General features: G+C 66.7%; 17 protein-coding genes. 7 read left to right on the forward strand and 10 right to left on the reverse strand.

The genetic code is table 11. The features are described 5' to 3' along the window. From ACEL92_RS20025 to ACEL92_RS20040, 4 genes are all read right to left on the reverse strand, one after another. Positions 1-828, reverse strand: coding sequence for an LLM class F420-dependent oxidoreductase (locus ACEL92_RS20025; protein ID WP_374022405.1), 828 nt, complete (start codon positions 826-828; stop codon positions 1-3). 19 nt (positions 829-847) lie between these two features. Further along, positions 848-2410 carry an adenylate/guanylate cyclase domain-containing protein gene (locus ACEL92_RS20030; RefSeq protein ID WP_374022406.1) on the reverse strand — a complete coding sequence of 521 codons (1563 nt, stop codon included), beginning with the start codon at positions 2408-2410 and terminating at the stop codon, positions 848-850. A 62-nt stretch (positions 2411-2472) separates the two neighbouring features. Then, positions 2473-2868 carry a DUF4267 domain-containing protein gene (locus ACEL92_RS20035; RefSeq protein ID WP_374022407.1) on the reverse strand — a complete coding sequence of 132 codons (396 nt, stop codon included), beginning with the start codon at positions 2866-2868 and terminating at the stop codon, positions 2473-2475. 225 nt (positions 2869-3093) lie between these two features. Then, positions 3094-3513, reverse strand: coding sequence for a YkvA family protein (locus ACEL92_RS20040; protein ID WP_374022408.1), 420 nt, complete (start codon positions 3511-3513; stop codon positions 3094-3096). Between the two features lie 315 nt (positions 3514-3828). Between ACEL92_RS20040 and ACEL92_RS20045 the strand changes: the two genes are divergently transcribed. Both ACEL92_RS20045 and ACEL92_RS20050 read left to right on the forward strand, forming a co-directional pair. Next, positions 3829-5286, forward strand: a complete 1458-nt coding sequence (locus ACEL92_RS20045) for a phospholipase D-like domain-containing protein (protein WP_374022409.1) — start codon at positions 3829-3831, stop codon at positions 5284-5286. Positions 5287-5335: 49 nt separating this feature from the next. Continuing rightward, entirely contained in the window at positions 5336-6190 is an 855-nt protein-coding gene (locus ACEL92_RS20050) for a phytanoyl-CoA dioxygenase family protein (RefSeq protein WP_374022410.1), read from the forward strand. Here the strand turns inward: ACEL92_RS20050 and ACEL92_RS20055 are convergent. Further along, complete coding sequence (locus ACEL92_RS20055) at positions 6185-7090, reverse strand: DMT family transporter (protein WP_374022411.1); 906 nt, start codon at positions 7088-7090, stop codon at positions 6185-6187. The genes ACEL92_RS20050 and ACEL92_RS20055 overlap by 6 nt on opposite strands. Positions 7091-7170: 80 nt before the next feature. Further along, positions 7171-8607, reverse strand: a complete 1437-nt coding sequence (gene glnA, locus ACEL92_RS20060; RefSeq protein WP_374022412.1) for a type I glutamate--ammonia ligase — start codon at positions 8605-8607, stop codon at positions 7171-7173. A 294-nt stretch (positions 8608-8901) separates the two neighbouring features. On the opposite strand from glnA, the gene ACEL92_RS20065 reads away from it, so the two are divergent. Both ACEL92_RS20065 and ACEL92_RS20070 read left to right on the forward strand, forming a co-directional pair. Next, positions 8902-10680 (forward strand): NAD-binding protein, encoded by a 1779-nt coding sequence (locus ACEL92_RS20065; protein ID WP_374022413.1) that lies wholly within the window; start codon positions 8902-8904, stop codon positions 10678-10680. Between the two features lie 110 nt (positions 10681-10790). Further along, positions 10791-11006 carry a hypothetical protein gene (locus ACEL92_RS20070; protein WP_374022414.1) on the forward strand — a complete coding sequence of 72 codons (216 nt, stop codon included), beginning with the start codon at positions 10791-10793 and terminating at the stop codon, positions 11004-11006. A gap of 19 nt (positions 11007-11025) precedes the next feature. On the opposite strand, the gene ACEL92_RS20075 is transcribed toward ACEL92_RS20070, so the two are convergent. Further along, a complete protein-coding gene (locus ACEL92_RS20075; protein WP_374022415.1) occupies positions 11026-11283 on the reverse strand; it encodes a hypothetical protein in 258 nt (85 codons plus the stop codon). A 389-nt stretch (positions 11284-11672) separates the two neighbouring features. Between ACEL92_RS20075 and ACEL92_RS20080 the strand changes: the two genes are divergently transcribed. Next, positions 11673-12665 carry a UDP-glucuronic acid decarboxylase family protein gene (locus ACEL92_RS20080; RefSeq protein ID WP_374022416.1) on the forward strand — a complete coding sequence of 331 codons (993 nt, stop codon included), beginning with the start codon at positions 11673-11675 and terminating at the stop codon, positions 12663-12665. A gap of 10 nt (positions 12666-12675) precedes the next feature. Next, positions 12676-13875, forward strand: a complete 1200-nt coding sequence (locus ACEL92_RS20085; RefSeq protein WP_374022417.1) for a glycosyltransferase — start codon at positions 12676-12678, stop codon at positions 13873-13875. A gap of 12 nt (positions 13876-13887) precedes the next feature. Here ACEL92_RS20085 and ACEL92_RS20090 read toward each other — a convergent pair whose 3' ends face one another. Both ACEL92_RS20090 and ACEL92_RS20095 read right to left on the reverse strand, forming a co-directional pair. After that, positions 13888-14619, reverse strand: a complete 732-nt coding sequence (locus ACEL92_RS20090; protein ID WP_374022418.1) for a class I SAM-dependent methyltransferase — start codon at positions 14617-14619, stop codon at positions 13888-13890. Positions 14620-14740: 121 nt separating this feature from the next. Then, on the reverse strand, positions 14741-15061 hold the full coding sequence (locus ACEL92_RS20095; protein ID WP_374022419.1) for a hypothetical protein: 321 nt from the start codon (positions 15059-15061) through the stop codon (positions 14741-14743). Positions 15062-15121: 60 nt separating this feature from the next. Here ACEL92_RS20095 and ACEL92_RS20100 point away from each other — a divergent pair, with 60 nt between their 5' ends. After that, on the forward strand, positions 15122-15886 hold the full coding sequence (locus ACEL92_RS20100) for a M15 family metallopeptidase (RefSeq protein WP_374022420.1): 765 nt from the start codon (positions 15122-15124) through the stop codon (positions 15884-15886). On the opposite strand, the gene ACEL92_RS20105 is transcribed toward ACEL92_RS20100, so the two are convergent. After that, entirely contained in the window at positions 15883-17466 is a 1584-nt protein-coding gene (locus ACEL92_RS20105) for a serine hydrolase domain-containing protein (RefSeq protein ID WP_374022421.1), read from the reverse strand. The two genes, ACEL92_RS20100 and ACEL92_RS20105, sit on opposite strands and share 4 nt — an antisense overlap. Positions 17467-17573 lie beyond the last annotated feature (107 nt).

Below are 17573 nucleotides of genomic sequence, written 5' to 3' on the forward strand. Positions count from 1 at the left end.
TTACGCCAACTTGGCGGACTCGTCCCGCAGCTCGTCGAGGCGGCGAAGAGTCTCGTCGCGCGGCTCGGTGGGCAGTTCCACCAGCAGGTGCTGCAAACCGAGAGCGCGGTAACCCTCGAGTTCTTCGGCCGTCGGCGCGCCGCCATGGAAACTGATGACCGGCACGTCCGGACCGGCCAGGTCACGCAGTTGCTCCAAGTGCGGGGCCAAGACGTCCGCCGACGGGGTCATCGACAGCCAGCCCGCTTGCAGCCGGGCGATGCGTTTGAATCCGGCGGGTCCGCCGCCCAAGTACAGCGGCGGATAAGGCTTCTGCACCGGCTTGGGCCAACTGTAGATGGGCCCGAAGTTGACGAATTCGCCGTGGAATTCCGCCTTTTCGTGCGTCCAGATCTCGATCATCGCGTCCAGTCGCTCGTCGACCACCCGTCCGCGAACGGACGGGTCGACCCCGTGGTTGGCGAGTTCCTCGCGCAACCAGCCCACGCCCACACCGAACCGGAACCGGCCCCGCGACACCAGATCCAGCGACGCCACCTCTTTGGCCGTGTGAATCGGATCGCGCTGGGGAACCAGCGCGATGCCGGTGCCCAGCAGCAGCCGCTCGGTGGCGGCAGCCGCCGCGGTCAGCGCCACAAACGGATCCAGGGTGCGGTAGTACTTCGGCGGGATGGGACCGCCCGCCGGATACGGGGTGACGTCGCCCGCCGGGATGTGGGAGTGCTCGGCGAGGAACAGCGACTCGAATCCACGCTGTTCCAGCGCCTGCCCCAGCTCGCCCGGGCCGATGCCCTCATCCGTTACGAATGTCAATACGCCTAAGCCCATGGCGACCAGTCAACCGCATCTAACTCGTTCCGGCGACCGCCTGGCCACGGTTGGTGACGGGCACCAAACGCGCCATGCCGCGCAGGACCCAGGGGGTGCGCTTCGCCATCACGGCGACGGCTCGGTCCGACCGGCGCATCGCCGTCCGGGGTCCGGGCGTGGGCGCCGCGGCCAGCTGCACGGCGCGCGACGGCGCGCCCGCGCCGTGCCGATCGACCGCGAGGATCTGCCAAGTGCCCGGCACCCCCCGCAGTTGTACCCCGCCGCGGTCGTCGAATTGGGTGCCCGAGCCGACGACCAGGTCGCGGACCGTGCTGGAGACGAGGATTTCGCCGGCCCCGGCCATCGCCAGGATGCGCGCCGCGATGTGCACCGCAATGCCCCCGATGTCCGTTCCGAGCAGTTCGCACTCCCCCGTGTGGATGCCCGCCCGGATCTCGATGCCCAGCTTCTCGGCCTCGTCGTGCAAGGCCTCGGCGCAGCGGATCGCCTGGGTCGGGCCGTCGAAGGTGGTGAGGTGCCCGTCGCCGGTGCTCTTGACCACCTTGCCGCCGAAGCGTTCGGTCGTTTGGGCGGTGATTTCGCCGAACCGTTGCAGCACCGCGCGCCATCGCTCGTCGCCATCCGCGGCCGCCCGTTCGGTCGAGGCGACGATGTCGGTGAACAGCACGGTGCGCAGGGCGCGCTGTGATTGCGACGGTGCGCCGTGGCCGCCGGTCAGGAACTCCTCGATCATCGGCGTGATGCGGTCGGGATCGGTGAGCCAGGGCACGTGGTCGTTGCCGTCCACTTCGATGATGCGCGCGTTGGGGATGTGCTCGGCGATGTACCGGCCGAACTGCACCGGGACCAGATCTCCCTTGGCGTGGATGACCAGGGTCGGCGCGCTGATCGTCGGCAGGATCGGCCTGATGTCGATCAGGAACGCGGATTCCATTGTGGCGCGGGCCATTCCGGGGCTCGCACTCATGCGTTCCAGCATCGCGAGCTGTCGTGTCGACCGGATCGAGGGCAACAGCGCCCGGAGCGCTTCACCGCTGCCCCACGACGAGCGAATCGCCCGGCCGAACGCCTGGAACCTGGCGACCTGATCCACCGACGGCGTGTAGGCGTCGCCCAGAAGAGGGGCCATCGTTTCGCGCAGCGCGGCCGGGTCGCCCTCCATGTCGTCCCACGTTCCCCACCCGGAGAACGAGGAAGCGCCGGTGACGATCAGCGCCCGCGTCCGCTCCGGACGGGTGGCCGCGAACAGCATCGCGGCAGGGCCGCCCTCGCTCGCCCCGAACAGCACCGCTTCGTTGAATCCGGCGGCGTCCATGACCGCCTCGATCTCGGCCGCACGATCCTCCAACGTGCGCACTTTCGGAACCGGATCGGAGAGGCCCACCCCGGCCTTGTCGAACAGCAGCACCCGACAGAAGCCGGAGAACCGGTTCATGAACGTTTCGAATTGCGGCACCGTCCAGAACATCTCGACGTGGCTGACGAAAGAACCGGCGAACACCAGCTCAACCGGGCCGTCGCCGAAGACTTGGTACGCGAGGCTCAGGTCGCCGCAGTTGGCATACGCTGTTTCCGGCACCAGTTGAGCGTACGGTCGCACCGCGCGCTAAGCCAGCAAATGCGCGCCGGCCCGCTCGGGCGTCATGGCGCGGGTTCGTCGCTCGCCCGCGGGGTCCGGCGCGCGGCGCCCCAAAGGCCCACGCCGATGCCGGCGACGGCGCCACCCAGGCCGATGATGCGTTGCGACGGCCTCAGCTCCTGGTGGACGCTCAAGCCGCCGAGCAGGTCCGCCGCGTCGGCACCGCCCGACGCCAGGAACCAGCCGCGGGTGTTCTTGCCGCGCAGCGCCGCCGCGGCGAGCAGCGCACCGATCAACGCGTCGCGATACCCCATGGACCGCAACAACAGTCGCGCCGTCGGCGTCGGTTCCTCCGGATCTCCCCAGAATCGGTTCGCGCTCAAGGGGTCGACGAGGAACCATACGCCGGAGGTGAGTCGGATACTGCCCGCCAGAAGTGCCGCTCGGTCGATTGACATGCCCGGCAGCCTAAGAGCAAACCGCGCCTTTGCGCACGGGTTCACCGCAACCGGCGGTCATGGGGCGGGGCATGCGGGGGCGACTGGGCTCCCGCGGGGAACACCGCCTCTACCGGGGCCTGAATCTGTCGAGCCTCGTCGGGGTGAAAAGCGGCCCATGCGAATCCGATACACGGGTATGGCATCGCCCCCGGTATCGCATGGTGCGCCGAAGTAGATCCATGGTCACTCCAGCGCGGGATCGGGCAGGCCGCACAGCCAGCACAGGGTGGCGAGGCCGTCGGGTGTGCCGGGCCAGTGCCTGGCCAGCGCATCGGGTCCCGCGACGCGGCTGATCCAGCGCAGCACCAGGCCGACAATGACCACGTCGTCGGCGAATCCGATCACCGGGATGGCGTCCGGTATTAAATCGATGGGCGACACGACGAAGGCGATCAGCGCGACCAGGACGACCCGGATCCGCCGCGGCAGTTCGCGGTCGGCGGCCAGGCGCTTGAGCAGCCGAAGCACGTCGGGCAACAAGCGCACCAGGTCCTGCAACTTGGCCTTGGGCCGCAGCAGCCAGAAGGTGGCGGCGAGGACCAGCCAGATCACCACGAACGCGCTCAGCAGGCCCAGCGCGATCATCCACCAGTCAGGCCACATCTAGTCAATCTTGGCGGGCCGGGCCGCCTCGTGCCAGCCGAGTTGCGAACGCCGGGCCTTGCCTTATGCCGCACCGGGGGCGGGAACGCCAATCCAGGGGAACATCCCGGCGTCGGTCGGGCGTGGCGGCGACTCGGTGTTCGGAACCCGATGTGCTGGGGACAGTAGCGGTCACCGCGCTGGTCGTGAAGGTGGTGGCTGGCGGTCAGGTAGCGGCCTGGTCCACCCCACTAAGCAAACATTTCCCACAGCCTCCGGTGTGGTACACAAGGCTTATGCCCGCGCCGAGCCGTCAACCTCGTTGAGGGCGTCGACGTGAGCGACGATCGATTGTTGATCCCCGGACGAACGTGCTGGCGTCTGGAGCCCGCCGACCGGTTCGGCTACATCATCGACGCGGCCGATTACTTCAAGCATGTCAAGACGGCGATGTTGCGGGCCCGGCACCGGATCGTGCTGATCGGTTGGGATTTCGACGCCAGGACGACGTTCGAGCGGGGCGTCAAGACCCTCCCCGGTCCGAATCAGCTGGGCGCCTTTCTCTATTGGATGCTCTGGAAGCGACCCGCGCTCGAGATCTACCTGTTGAAGTCCAATTTGCGGCTGCTGCCGGCCTTCGACGGCATCTGGTTCGGACTGACTCCGGTGGCGCTGGTGAACCAGATCAGCAGCAGGAGAATCCACTTCGCGATCGACGGGGCCCACCCAACCGGCTCCGTCCATCACCAGAAGATCGTGGCCGTCGACGATTCCGTGGCCTTCTGCGGCGGGATCGATCTCACGATTGACCGATGGGACACGCGCGCGCACGACCATGACGGTTCCGTCCGCCGGACATTGGGACGCGGCTATGGGCCGCGGCACGACGTCGCCGCGGCGGTCGACGGTGCGGCCGCGCGGGCACTCGGCGAGCAGGCGCTTCAGCGGTGGCAGACGGCGACCAAGCAGTCCTTGCAACCGGTCACCGCCAAGCACACCGCCTGGCCCAGCAAACTCAAGCCGGCGCTGCGCGGCGTCGACGTGGGAATCGCTCTGACTTTGCCGGAACTTGGCCGTCGCCCCGAGACCCGGCAGGTCGAGGCGCTCAACTTGGCGGCCATCGCGGCGGCACGGAACTCGATCTATCTGGAGAACCAGTATCTGGCGTCCCGGCGCATCGTCGACGCGCTGGCCACGCGGCTGAAGGAAGACGGCGGGCCGGAGGTCGTCATCGTCATCGCCCGCCGGGGCAACAACCCCCTCGAGCGGGGGACGATGGATTCCGCACGTCACCGGCTCATCCAGGTGCTGTGGGCCGCCGACAAGCATCGGAGGCTGGGCATCTACTGGCCGGTGACGGACGGCGGGACGCCGATCTACGTTCACTCGAAGGTGGTCGTCGTGGACGACCGGTTCCTGCGCATCGGCTCATCGAATCTCAACAATCGATCGATGGGATTCGACAGCGAGTGCGACCTGGCCATCGAGGCGGAACCGGCGAGTCCCGAAGAGGACCGTGTGCGCGCCCAAATCGCAACTCTGCGAAGCCAATTAATGGCCGAACACCTGGGCGTGTCGGTCGGCGAGTTCGACGACGTGAGGCGCCAACGCCGGTCGGTACTCGAGGCCATCGAAGCCCTGCGCGGAGCGGGCAAGACGTTGCAGCCGTTCACCGAGGACACGGTGGCCGATGAGGCGGGCCCGCTGGCGGAGAACGAGCTGATGGACCCCGACCACGTCCCGCGATCGCTGACCCGAAGCGTGCAGCGGTTCATCACCGGGTTGAGGGGTTGAGTTGAGGCGTACCGGGCTTAATCTGGACCGGGACGAAGGGCGAGTGCCAATGGATACCGACGACTCCGTCACGACGCTGGAAGACCTCAGGGGCGACCTCGCGCAGCGGTACAAGCGGACACCGACCCGCGGAAGTTCGGTCGACAGCGCGGTTGTCGACGCCGACATGGCGGCTATCGACCGCGACGGCTACGTCATCTGGCACGACCTCCTCACCCCCGAGCAATGCCAGGAGATCCGCGAGGTCACGCGGCCCTGGCTCGGGCACACCGGGCGCAATTCCTTCGAAGGCCGGCGCACCCAGCGCATCTACAGCCTGCTCAGCAGAACCCGCGTGTGCGATGGCATCGTCGACAATCCGCGCGTGCTGGCGGTGCTCGATCGGCTGCTGATGCCCAACTACTTGCTTTCGGCCTTGCAGGCCATCAACATTCAGCCGGGAGAGGCCGCGCAGCTGGCTCATCACGACGATGGCTTCTACCCGATTCCGCGTCCCCGCGAACCCCTGGCGGCGGCGACGATCTGGGCGATCGACGATTTCACCGCCGACAACGGCGCCACCGTCCTTCACCCCGGCAGCCACCGCTGGGGCAAGCGCCGGCCCGGCCCGGACGATCAGGCCGTGCCCGTCGTGATGCCCGCCGGCTCGTGCGTCTTCTTCGTGGGCACGCTCTGGCACGGCGGGGGCGCCAACAGCACCGACCGCGACCGTCTCGCCGTCACCGCCCAGTACTGCCAACCCTGGCTGCGGCCGATGGAAGCCTTCACCTTGTCGATATCGCGCGAGACCGCCCGGGCGGTTTCCGACGATATTCGCCGCATGTTGGGCTACAGCGTTCACCCGCCGTTCGTGGGCGCCGTCGACGGGCTGCACCCGCTGCGGTTGTTGGACACCGACTCATAGCTCCCAGTTCCGTTTGCCGCTGGCGCCCGCCAGCGACGGCTGCTCGGCCGGATAGCTCTCGACCTCGATCGCCTGGCTCCGGCTCAGCGCGACGGCGGAGGCCGCCATCGCCGAGACCGCGACCAACAGCGCCACCGCCGTCGAGCCGCCCACCGCGAGGTGTTCACCCAGCACGGCGACGCCGAGCAGCACCGCGACCACGGGCTCGCCCACCAACATGATCGGCACCGACGCCTGCAACGCGCCGGCGTGGAACGCCGAGTTCTGCACCACCGTCACCGCCACGGCCAGGCCGACCAGGATGTACGGGGCTGGGACCGTCAGCAGCCCGTGCCAACCACCGACGGCGAAACGGTGGGTGCAGATCTTCGTCAACACGGCGATCATGCCGAGCAGCACCGCCACGGCCACCGCGAGCAGCATCGCCCGCGCGCGGCCGATGGCGCGGCCCGCCGCCATCACGCAGACGACCAGCAGCGGCACCGTCACCAGCAACGTCAACGTCCACGCCGGTATCGGCGGACGGCCATCGCCCTCCCGGGGCTGACCGACGAGCACGAAGGCCGCCAGCGCGCCGGTCAACAGCGTCGCCCAACCCCATTGGACCGCGCTGATGCGCTGGTCGCACAGGCGCGCGCCCAACGGCAGCGCGAACAGCAGCGAAGAAACCAGCAGCGGCTGGACCAGCAGCAGGGACCCGTGGGCCAGCGCGACGGCCTGGAACACGTAGCCGGCAACGGCGGCGACCAGGCCCGCCCACCACAGCGGTCGCCGGACCATGGTCGTCACCATCGTCCCCGACATGCCCTGATCTGCGGGAACATCCTGTGCGGCGCGCTGGCGGACGACGATGCCCACGGCGGCCCAGAAGGCAGAAAGTAACGCCGACAAGATTGCCACAGCATGCGATTGCCCCCACCCCATGGACGAACGGGTACCCGGGTCGTCGGCGCGGCTAACTGCGCTGAGAGCGAACTACCTCATACGTCGTAGTAGAGGGCGAATTCGTACGGGGTCGGTCGGAGGTTGAGCGGCGCGATCTCGTAGGTGCGCTTGTAGTTGATCCACGTCGCGATGACGTCGGGCGTGAAGACCCCGCCCTCAGTCAGGTATTCGCTGTCTTCCTCGAGACGGTCGATCACCGCGGACAGCTGCGTGGGCGCCTGCGGGATCTCCGCGGCCTCCTCCGGCGGCAGTTCGTAGAGGTCCTTGTCGACCGGCGGAGGCGGCTCGATCTTGTTCTTTATGCCGTCCAACCCCGCCATCAGCTGGGCCGCGAAGGAGAGATACGGGTTGCCCGACGAGTCGGGGCAACGGAATTCCAGCCGCTTGGCCTTCGGATTGTCGCCGGTGATCGGGATGCGCACGCACGCCGACCGATTGCGTTGGCTGTAGACCAGATTGATCGGCGCCTCGAAGCCGGGAACCAGACGCTTGTAGGAGTTCACGGTCGGGTTCGTGAAGGCCAGCAACGACGGGGCGTGGTACAGCAGGCCCCCGATGTAGTGGCGGGCGGTATCGGACAGGCCGGCGTATCCCCCCGCGTCATACATCAGCGGCACGCCGTCCTTCCACAGCGACTGGTGGCAGTGCATACCCGAACCGTTGTCGCCGAACAACGGCTTTGGCATGAAAGTTACGGTCTTGCCGGCCTGCCACGCGGTCTGCTTGACGATGTACTTGTACATCTGGTGATCGTCGGCCGCGTGCAGCAACGTATTGAACTTGTAGTTGATCTCGGCTTGGCCGCCGCTGCCGACTTCATGGTGGCCCTTCTCCAGGGCGTAACCGGCGTTGGTCAGGTGGGTGAGGATCTCGTCGCGCAGATCGACGTAGTGATCGGTGGGGGCCACCGGGAAATACCCGCCCTTGGGCCGGACCTTGTAGCCGAGGTTGGGGCTTCCGTCCGCGCCGGCATCCTGTCCGGTGTTCCACCACCCGGACGCCGCGTCGACCTTGTAGAACGATTCGTTGATGCTCGACTCGAAGCTGACCGAGTCGAAGATGTAGAACTCGGCCTCCGGGCCGAAGTAGGCGGCGTCCGCGATGCCGGAACTGATCAGATAGTTCTCGGCCTTGCGGGCGATGTTGCGCGGGTCGCGCGAGTACACCTCCAGCGTGTACGGGTCGTGCACGAAGAAGTTCACGTTCAGCGTCTTGCGGGCACGGAACGGGTCGATGGTCGCGGTCTCCGGATCGGGCAGCAACACCATGTCGGACTCGTGGATCGATTGAAACCCGCGGATCGAGGAGCCGTCGAAGGCCAGTCCTTCCTCGAATACGCCTTGATCGAAGGCGTAGATCGGAATTGTGAAGTGCTGCATGGTGCCTGGCAAGTCACAGAAGCGGACGTCGACGTACTCAATGTTCTCGTCCTTGACGAGCTTGAAAATATCGTCGGGCGTCGTCTCGGACACGCAACGCTCCTTAGCTTTGTCGTCGGCAGTGGCGTGCGACCGCTTTCTACGCCCCAACTATTTCGCCCGCGTCACCACCGCGAGTCGAATCTGTTGCGTCACAGAAAGACAGGGCTTTGATTGCACCGCGCGGCCGGGTTCCGGTGGCACATCTGTGCGCGTTGTCCGATAGTCATAGGGACCACGCAGCTGCAGGAGAAGTAGGAGTAGTCATGCCACGCAACACAAGCGGCGGTCGTCCGGCGACCCGCCGTGGCGATCGACCCGCTTAAGAAGCGAACGAAGCCCCGCGCGATGGGCGAACTCTTTCAGTTTCACCGCGAAATCATCGTCAGCGGTGACGACGCGCTGTCGAAAACCATCGCCGAGGAGTTGCGGGGCGCGGGCGCGCGAATCGTCAAGATCAACACCGCAGCCGACCTCCTCGGCGCCGGGGTGCATCGCGCGCGTGCAGTCGTGTGTGCGGGCCCCAACGACGCAGTCAATCTCGAAATCGCTTTGCTGGCAAGGGAATTCAGTCCGAACGTCCGGGTGGTGGCCCGGCTGGCCAACGATGTCCTGCGTGAAGCGGTGGTCACCGTCAACGGTCCCGGCGCGATCTTGGACGTCGCCGACCTCGCGGCGCCCTCGATCGTCGAGGCCGTCCTATCGCGCAACGCCCACCAGTTCGACGCGGCCGGTATCGAATTCGTCGTTTGGGGATCCGAGGCGCCCTACAACGCGACGCTTCGGGAGATCTACGCCGACCTCGCACCGGTGGCGGTGGTCCACGGCAAGAATTCACCCACTCCCGGCGAGGTGATGCCATGCCCCGGGCGAGACTTGCGGGTATACGCCGGCGACTGGACCTCGATGATCGGCGTGAAGGACGAATTGGAAGCACGCGGCATCACCTTGCCCCCCTCGACCGCGAAGCGCGCTCGCCACAATCCGGTGCGGCGGGTCGTCGATGCGGCGCGCGCCATCCGCCACGAGGTGAACCCGATGCTCTTCCCCTCGCTGGCGTTCGCGCTGTTCCTCACTCTCGGGTCGACGGCCGTGGTGCACTTCGCCTATCACAACCCGCGGATGTCGTGGATCGACGCGCTCTACTTCGCTTCGGAAACGATCACGACCGTCGGTTACGGCGACTTCAGCTTCGCCCAGCAATCCAACTCGCTGCGGCTGTTCGGCGTCTTGTTGATGTTCGGGGGCGCGAGCGTCACCGCCATCCTCGTCGCGTTCCTTGCCGACCTCCTGCTGTCGCGCCGCTTCGTCCAAAGCGCCGGACTGCGGCGCGCACGCCACATGCACGACCACGTCGTCGTCGTCGGGCTGGGTTCCATCGGCGTCCGGGTCGTCGGTGACCTGGCGGCGGCCGGATACGACGTCCTGGTCATCGAGCCGGACGAGAACAACCGCTACCTGCCGACCGTGGCCGAACTCGATGTGCCGGTGATTTTCGGGGATCCGACCATGCGCCAAACGTTGGAGTCGGCGCGCGTCGAGCGCGCCCGCGGGGTGGCGCTGGTGACGCAGGACGACATGGAAAACATCGAGACCGGGATCGTGCTGCTCGAGATGCTGGGATCCGACACGAAGGTGCCCATCGTCATGCGCGTACAAGGCCGTGCGCTCGGCACCGCGGTGCACCGGCGGTTCGGTTTCGAGAACGTGCGGTCAATAGTCGACCTGGCGGCGCCGTGGTTCATCGGGGCGGCGATGGGGTTGCAGGTGCTCGGCACATTCTGGGTTGGTCAGCGCTCCTTCATGGTCGGCGGAATGCTGGTAGCGGCCGGCAGCGAGCTCGACGGGCTGCGGATGGTCGATCTGTCGACTCAGACCCGCGTCATCGCGATCATCCGGCCGGAAGGGCCGGTCAGGTTGCGCCCGCGTCGCGACGCCCGCCTGAAAGCCGGTGACACCGCCTACCTCATCGGCCCTTACCGAGAATTGATCGCGACGCTGCGCAAGGGCCAGCCCCCGCCGCTGACCGCGGTCAACGGCGAGCGCACCGCGGCGCTGGCGGCCGCACGGTCGACCCGCCGGCCGGATGCGCCCCGACCGCGGTGGGCGCCTGACCCGGAGGGGTAACGAAGGGCGAAAAAGCCGAGCCACTTCATCGCGTCCGGTTGTGATGCATAGCACATTTGTGCTTTCTTAGTATCCGAGGTCACAAACGCGATGGATGGGAGCTTCTTTCTATGGCCGCACCCCACGGCTCGGGCAAGTACGTAGTCGTTGCACCCCGCGCTAGCGGAGCGGTGCATTCACATCGGATATTGCTGGCCCTGGTGGTGGTCACGGCCCTGATCGCCGCGATCACCGGCGTCGTCGTCGCGGCGTCGACGGGGCACGCCACCGCCGCCCTCGTGATCGCGCTGGTCGCCGGCGGATGGTTTTCCGCGGCCCTTTGTTAGCCGCACGATCCGCCGGGGACTACGGGGCGCTGGCGCCAGGGCAGTACTTGATCCTGCCTAGATCGACCCACATGTTGGCGCGCTTGGCGGCCTGATCCGGGTTGAGCCCGGTCACGCCCTGGTTGTTCGCCTGTTGCATCGCGCCGACGATCTGGGCGCGTGACCAACCGTCCGCCATGGCGCGGCACATCGTCTGTTCGGTCTGCATCTCGTAGTAAGGCCAGTCCGGCGGGAATCCGATCGCGTCGGCCCGGGCGGTCGCAAGCGCCCCCGGCATCAGAACCGAAGCAACGACAACTGAGAAGGCAAAAAGCAGCCCTCGTGTGGCCGACAGGGATGAAAGCGACTGATGCACGGATACTTCTCCTCGGTTCGGCGCCTTGATGACCCGCAGGGTCGACAGCGATGACCCTCGCCCATCAATGTTAGGACCTGCGAGGCTGCCGGCGGCGGGAAGAGGCCGGAAAGCTGGGCGTGCAACTTCGGTCCGATGCACCTATAAATGCCTAGGCGGGCGGAGACGGTTCTGGCGGCCGTGGTCCAGCGAGCTCCGCCGGTCATGCAAAGCTACGTGATGTTCGATTGCCGAAGACCTATGCCCCTGAGCCCCTGTGCGGGCCGACGGTCTGGAGCACTACGGCACCGGCCTAATCGAGGAGATCGAAAGTGAGAGCCCTTGTTGCCGGCGCCGCGGGGTTCTTGGGGTCCCACCTTTGCGACCGGCTTCGCCGCGACGGCACCGAGGTTGTCGGGCTGGACAACTTCTGTACCGGCAGGCGCGAGAACCTGGCCCAGCTCGAGGAAGACCCCGGCTTCAGTTTCGTTGAGCGTGATATCAACCGGCCGATAGGCACGGCCCTGGCGGGCCCGCTAGACGTCATCTTCAACCTGGCCTGCCCCGGATCGCCGCGCGCCTACCAGCGGGATCCCCTGTTTACCCTGGAGACCAATTACGTCGGAACCAGGAACCTCCTGGAGCTGGCGCGCGAAACCGGCGCGACCATCCTTCAAGCTTCCACCAGTGAGGTCTACGGCGATCCGACAGTTCATCCGCAGGCCGAAAGCTACTGGGGCAACGTCAATTGCTTCGGCGCGCGAGGCTGCTACGAAGAGGGCAAGCGCGTCGCGGAGACGCTGATGCTCGAATACGCGCGTCGCTACGGTGTCCGAATCAAGGTCGTCCGCATCTTCAATACCTACGGCCCAAGGATGGACCCGGAGGACGGGCGGATCATCTCAACGTTCATCGTCCAGGCACTACGGGGACAGCCGCTCACCGTCTTCGGCGACGGCACTCAGACGCGTTCCTTCTGTTATGTCGACGATCTCATCGACGGGATCGTTGAGATGGCGGCGAGCCAGCCCTCTTTCACCGGACCCGTCAACCTCGGTAGCCCGGTCGAACTCACCGTCCTCGAAACCGCGCGCATCATCACGGAAATGACCGGATCCGCCTCGGCGACCGTCTTCGAGCCATTGCCGCCGGACGACCCACGGAAGCGCAAGCCCGACATCGCCTTCGCCGAGTCAGAGCTCGGCTGGCACCCGAAAGTCCCGTTCGACGAGGGGGTCGCGCGGACCATCGACTACTTCAAAAGCATCATCGGCGAGAGCGCACACAGTGCGGCCCGCCCGACGTCCACCGATCGCCCCGAGTGAAGTTCCAGCGATGAAGTTCGTGTTGGCGACCTTGGGAACTCGGGGTGATATCGAGCCTTGCGCCGCCATCGGCCGGGAGCTCGCGCGCAGAGGCCATCACGTGGTTATGGCGGTTCCGCCCAACTACATTGGTTTCATCGAGTCGGCAGGGCTAACCGCGGTCGCCCACGGCCGCGACCAAGTGCAGCAGAATGCGGAGATCGTCCGCAAATACGGGACCACGCCGCCCCCCGTCCTCATGGCCTGGGAAATTCTCAACGATATAAAACAACTCTGGCCGCAGTTGGGTACGGCACTCGTCTCCCTGGCTGAGGGCGCGGACCTTCTGTTGACGGACGCGGGCGAACAGGGACTCGCCGCGAATGTTGCGGAATATTTCGACATTCCACACGCCGCGGTGCACATCTACCCGATCCCGCCGGACCATTCGGGTTCGTCGATCACCAAAGAGGCTGAGGAGGCCCAACGCAGGGCGCTCGGCCTTCCCGGAACGAGGCCCTCGGCGCGGCGACCGCTCGAGATCCAAGCCTATGACGAATTCTTCTTTCCGGAGTTAGGAGCCGAATGGGCCGACTGCGCCGCCCAACGGCCTTTCGTCGGCGGGCTGACCCTCGAGTTGCCGACGGAGGTCGACGACGACGTCTCGTCGTGGATTGACGCGGGAACCCCACCGATCTACTTCGGCTTCGGCAGCAGCGCACGGGTCGCGTCTCCCACCGACGTCACCGCGATGATCACCGCGGCGTGCGCGCAGCTCGGCGAGCGGGCGTTGATTTGCAGCGGCGTGAGTGATTTGACGGCGCAACCGGATTCCGTCGACGTCAAGGTGGTGAGCGCGGTGAACCACGCGGCTGTGTTTCCGGCTTGTCGCGCGGTCGTTCACCACGGGGGGCCCGGCACAACGTTCGCCGGGATACGGGCCGGAGTTCCCACACTGGCTCTGGCCGTATCGGTCGATCAGCCGATGTGGGCAAGTGCGGTCAACCAACTCGGAGTCGGAATTGGGCGGCGCTTCCTCGACACCACCCTGGAGTCTCTCGTCGCGGATCTGCGGTCCATCCTCAACACGGACTACGTCACTCGGACCCGAGAGGTCGCCGCGCAGATGACCCCGCCCGCCCAAAGCGCCGCCGTCGCCGCCCAGGTGTTGGAAGATGCGGCCGCTCGCGGCGCGGTGGCCGACCAACGTGCGCCGCGAGACGGGGACTGATCTCAGCACCTGTCAGGGCTTGGCGACCGAGGGTTCAATCTGGCTCTCGGAGACGCTGCGATACGACGGCAACTCGAAATCGGGCAGGGCGCAGATGTCCGCACAATCTTGGACCCGCTCCGACCAGAAACTTTGATCAGCGGGCGACGTGCAGGCGTAGATCTTCATGTAGGTCGCCGCGAACGGGAACAAACGGCCGTTGCCCACCGCCTGCCATACCGCCGCAGCGACGCCGGGAGTTTCGACACCTCGATAGTCGTCTATCGCGATCACGCCCCGTTTGGCCGTGTGAGTCACGGCGAGGGCAATGTCGTTCGCGACGCACCGGTAGCTGTGGCAGCCGTCGATGTGGACGAAGCGCAGTGCCCGTTCTCCGAGGTCGAGCCGTGATGACTCGCAGACTTCGAGCGTGGGCCGGCGAGCGTGGAATCGATCCCAATTGGCGAGGAACTGCTGCTGGTCCAGGCCCGAATACTGCTGGCGTGGGATCAGCGACATGTCCGCGTGCTCCATGACGGCGTCGAACAGGTCGCAGATCACCAGCTCTTCATCGTCGCGCAGACCGTAGCCGAGCAGGATGGCGGACTTGCCCTGATATGCGCCGATCTCGAGCATGTCTCCCGTGATGCCCTCGGCCGTCTGGGACGCGAGCAGCTTGCTGAAAAGCTTGACGTCGGCCTCAAAGAACCAGCCGTCGACGTTGTCGACCTCTTCTGCATACAGGCTCCAGGCGGCATCGGTCATGCGTCCATCTTTCCTCAGATGACCTCGAGCGGGCGTGGGCGGATGGACCCCAGCGATTCTGCCGACCCGACGCGGCAGAGTCGCGGCGATCCCCGTCGCCCTCGCGCGTCAGCCGGGCTCGTTACCCACGCGGTTCGTAGGCGAGAAAACACTGCACCTGCCGCACGGCATCGGGCCGGTTGACTCCCATGTCCACTAGTCGCTCGACGATTTGGGCGGGCGGCACGGCGCCATCCACGTCCGTCTCGATCACGTGGACGCTGGGAAACCAGTTCTCTGGGCGCACCCCGGGCGGTGGTGGCTGCGCACCGCCGCCGATGCAACGCGCGTAGCCTTCGATGCCATTGTCAGCGTGAGCAGACCCCGCCACCAATACGACCGGTGTGACGAGCAATACGGCGATGGCCATCGCGACCGCCGCAGCCACATGGATGAAGCGCATGGTCGAATATAACCTCGGCCTAACGCCTCGGCGGGCTTTCAGGGTTGGAAGAAGCAAACGGTGAACACTGCATCCCACTTGACGCGCTTCCAGCGGCGGGGTGCCGCCGTGGCCGGAATCCTCGCGGCGTGTCTGGTACTGGTGCAGTGCACGGCTGGTGCGCCACCGCACGCCGCCACGCCGTCGCCGTCCGCGGCCATGCCGTCAGCGACCGCGCCACCGTCATCGTCGGGGGTCGCGCCGCCGGCCAGCACGCCGCCAGGACCCGCCGGTGCCACCGTGGAACCGGTAACTGCCGCCGACCTCGGCGCGACCTGGCGGCCGGGTTGCCCCGTCGAACCGGAGCAGCTGCGACGGGTCGACGTCAGCTACGTCGGTTTCGACGGCCAGACGCATCGCGGCCCGCTGATCGTGCATCAGGACTTGGTGCCGGAGGTCATCGCAATCTTCGAGCAGCTTTTTAGCCTGCGCTATCCGATCGAGAAGATCCGCACCGTCGACCATTACCCGGACGCCAACGACGAGTTGTCGATGGAGGACAACAACACTTCGGCGTTCAACTGCCGCCTCATCCCGGGAACCGACGAATGGTCCCCACACGCCTACGGCCGGGCGATCGATATCAACACGCTGGTCAACCCGTGCCTGTACGCCAGCGGATATTTCGAACCGCAGAACGCGGCCGCGTACCTGGACCGCAACCGCACCGATCCGGGACTCTTACACCCCGGCGATCCGGCGGTGCACGCCTTCACCGATCGTGGTTGGCGGTGGGGTGGCGAATGGGCCGCTCCCCTTGACTACCAACACTTCGAGCGGCCCTAAAGACCCAGCGCCTGGGCCGCGGCGGTTGCCACCTCACCCCGTAGGTCAGAAATCGGTGGGCTGCCGCGGGTATGAATCGAGTTGGTGAGCAGCACGACGTAGCTGTCCGAGGCTGGGTCCAGCCACACCGATGTTCCGGTGAAGCCCGTGTGCCCGAAACTTCCGACGGGAAAGACCAATCCACGCGGCATGGACAGGGGCGTATCGATATCCCAGCCGAGACCGAGCAGATTCTGCCCGGGGATCGCCGGAAAGCGAGCGGCGAACAGCGGATGCGCGGATTTGGACCTCTTCGCGGCGGATGCTCGCGCGGCGTCGTTCGCCGACTTGACCTGTTGATCGGTGTGTCCCGGCTGCTGCGGGGTCGTCATCAACTCCAAAGTCGATTGTTGCAGCGGGAATTCGCTCGGGCGGCCCGCGAGCCGGTCGAGCAACGCCTGCGCGTAGACGCCGACGTCGTGCGCCGTGGAAAAGACGCCGGCGTGCCCGGCGACTCCGCCCATGCGCCGCGCCGTCGTGTCCTGGACGGTGCCGCGCAGCAGGCGGTCGAGGTCGGGGTTTTTGGCGGGATCGGCCCTGCTGTCTTCGTCCCGCGCCGTCGGTGCGATGCGCGGCAAGATGTCCGTGCCCCACGCGCCTGCGGGACACGGCTCCCCCGCGCTTCCCGCCGGTGCGGCGGCCCATCCCACGGCGGCTCCCCTCACCGTGTGCGGGCCACATGCCTTGGCCACCGGGAGATAGCGGGTGTCCCGCAGGCCAAGCGGCGCGAATACATGTTCTTGGACGTAGACGTCTTCGGCCTCGCCGGTGACGTTCTCGACGAGCGCGCCGAGCACGATGAAGTTGATGTCGGAGTAGCGGAAGGACCCGCCGGGATTGGACTCCAGCGGGGTCGTGAGCGCACGGTGGATGCCTTCGGTTTTGTCGGGGGTGTCCAGTCCCCAGGGATCCTTGAGTTCGACGTCACCCGTCTCGCCCGAGGTGTGCGTCAACAACACTCGAACCGTCACGTTTGCCCGCCGTGGATCGTTGGCCGGGTTGAACTCCGGCAGGTACCGCTGCACGGGATCGTCGAGGTGAACCTTGCCCTGTTCGTAGAGCTGCATGACGGCGGTCGCCGTCGCGAGGCTCTTGGTCAACGACGCGAGGTCGAAGATCGTGTCCTCGGTCATCGGCTCCGCCGGTGCGGGCGATCCGTCCAAACCGGGTTCGCCCGGCAGCTTGCGCGAGCCGAAAGCCTGGTCGAGCGCGACGGTGCCGCCGTGGCCGACCAGGACCACCGCGCCGGGCAGCCGATTGGCCGCGATCGCGTCGTTGATCAGTTTGGCGACCGGTGCGAACTCCGGTCCGGGCGGCTTGGCGGCCGGGGAGCCGGGCGGCTTTGCGGCCGGGGAGCCGGGCGGCTTTGCGGCCGGCGCCTGCGTGAGCTGCCAGGTGTCGCTAGCCGCTGGGGGCGAGACCTGGCCACGCCCGCACGCCGCCACGAACACCAGGGCCACCGCCCCGACGGCGATGGCCTTGCGCCGACCGGAGGGCGAGTCGCCGAGCGAGGCGTTGCCATCCCTGCCGGCCCGTCCCATCGCCACGCCTCCCGACTCGGTTCTCCCCTACCGGCAAAGCGTAGTGCGGTTCTCGCCGAGCCATCCGGGTTTTAGAAATGGTTCCACCTCGACTGGCCCCCGCGAAT

This window comes from Mycobacterium hainanense, from assembly GCF_041890355.1.
GTDB lineage: Bacteria > Actinomycetota > Actinomycetes > Mycobacteriales > Mycobacteriaceae > Mycobacterium > Mycobacterium hainanense.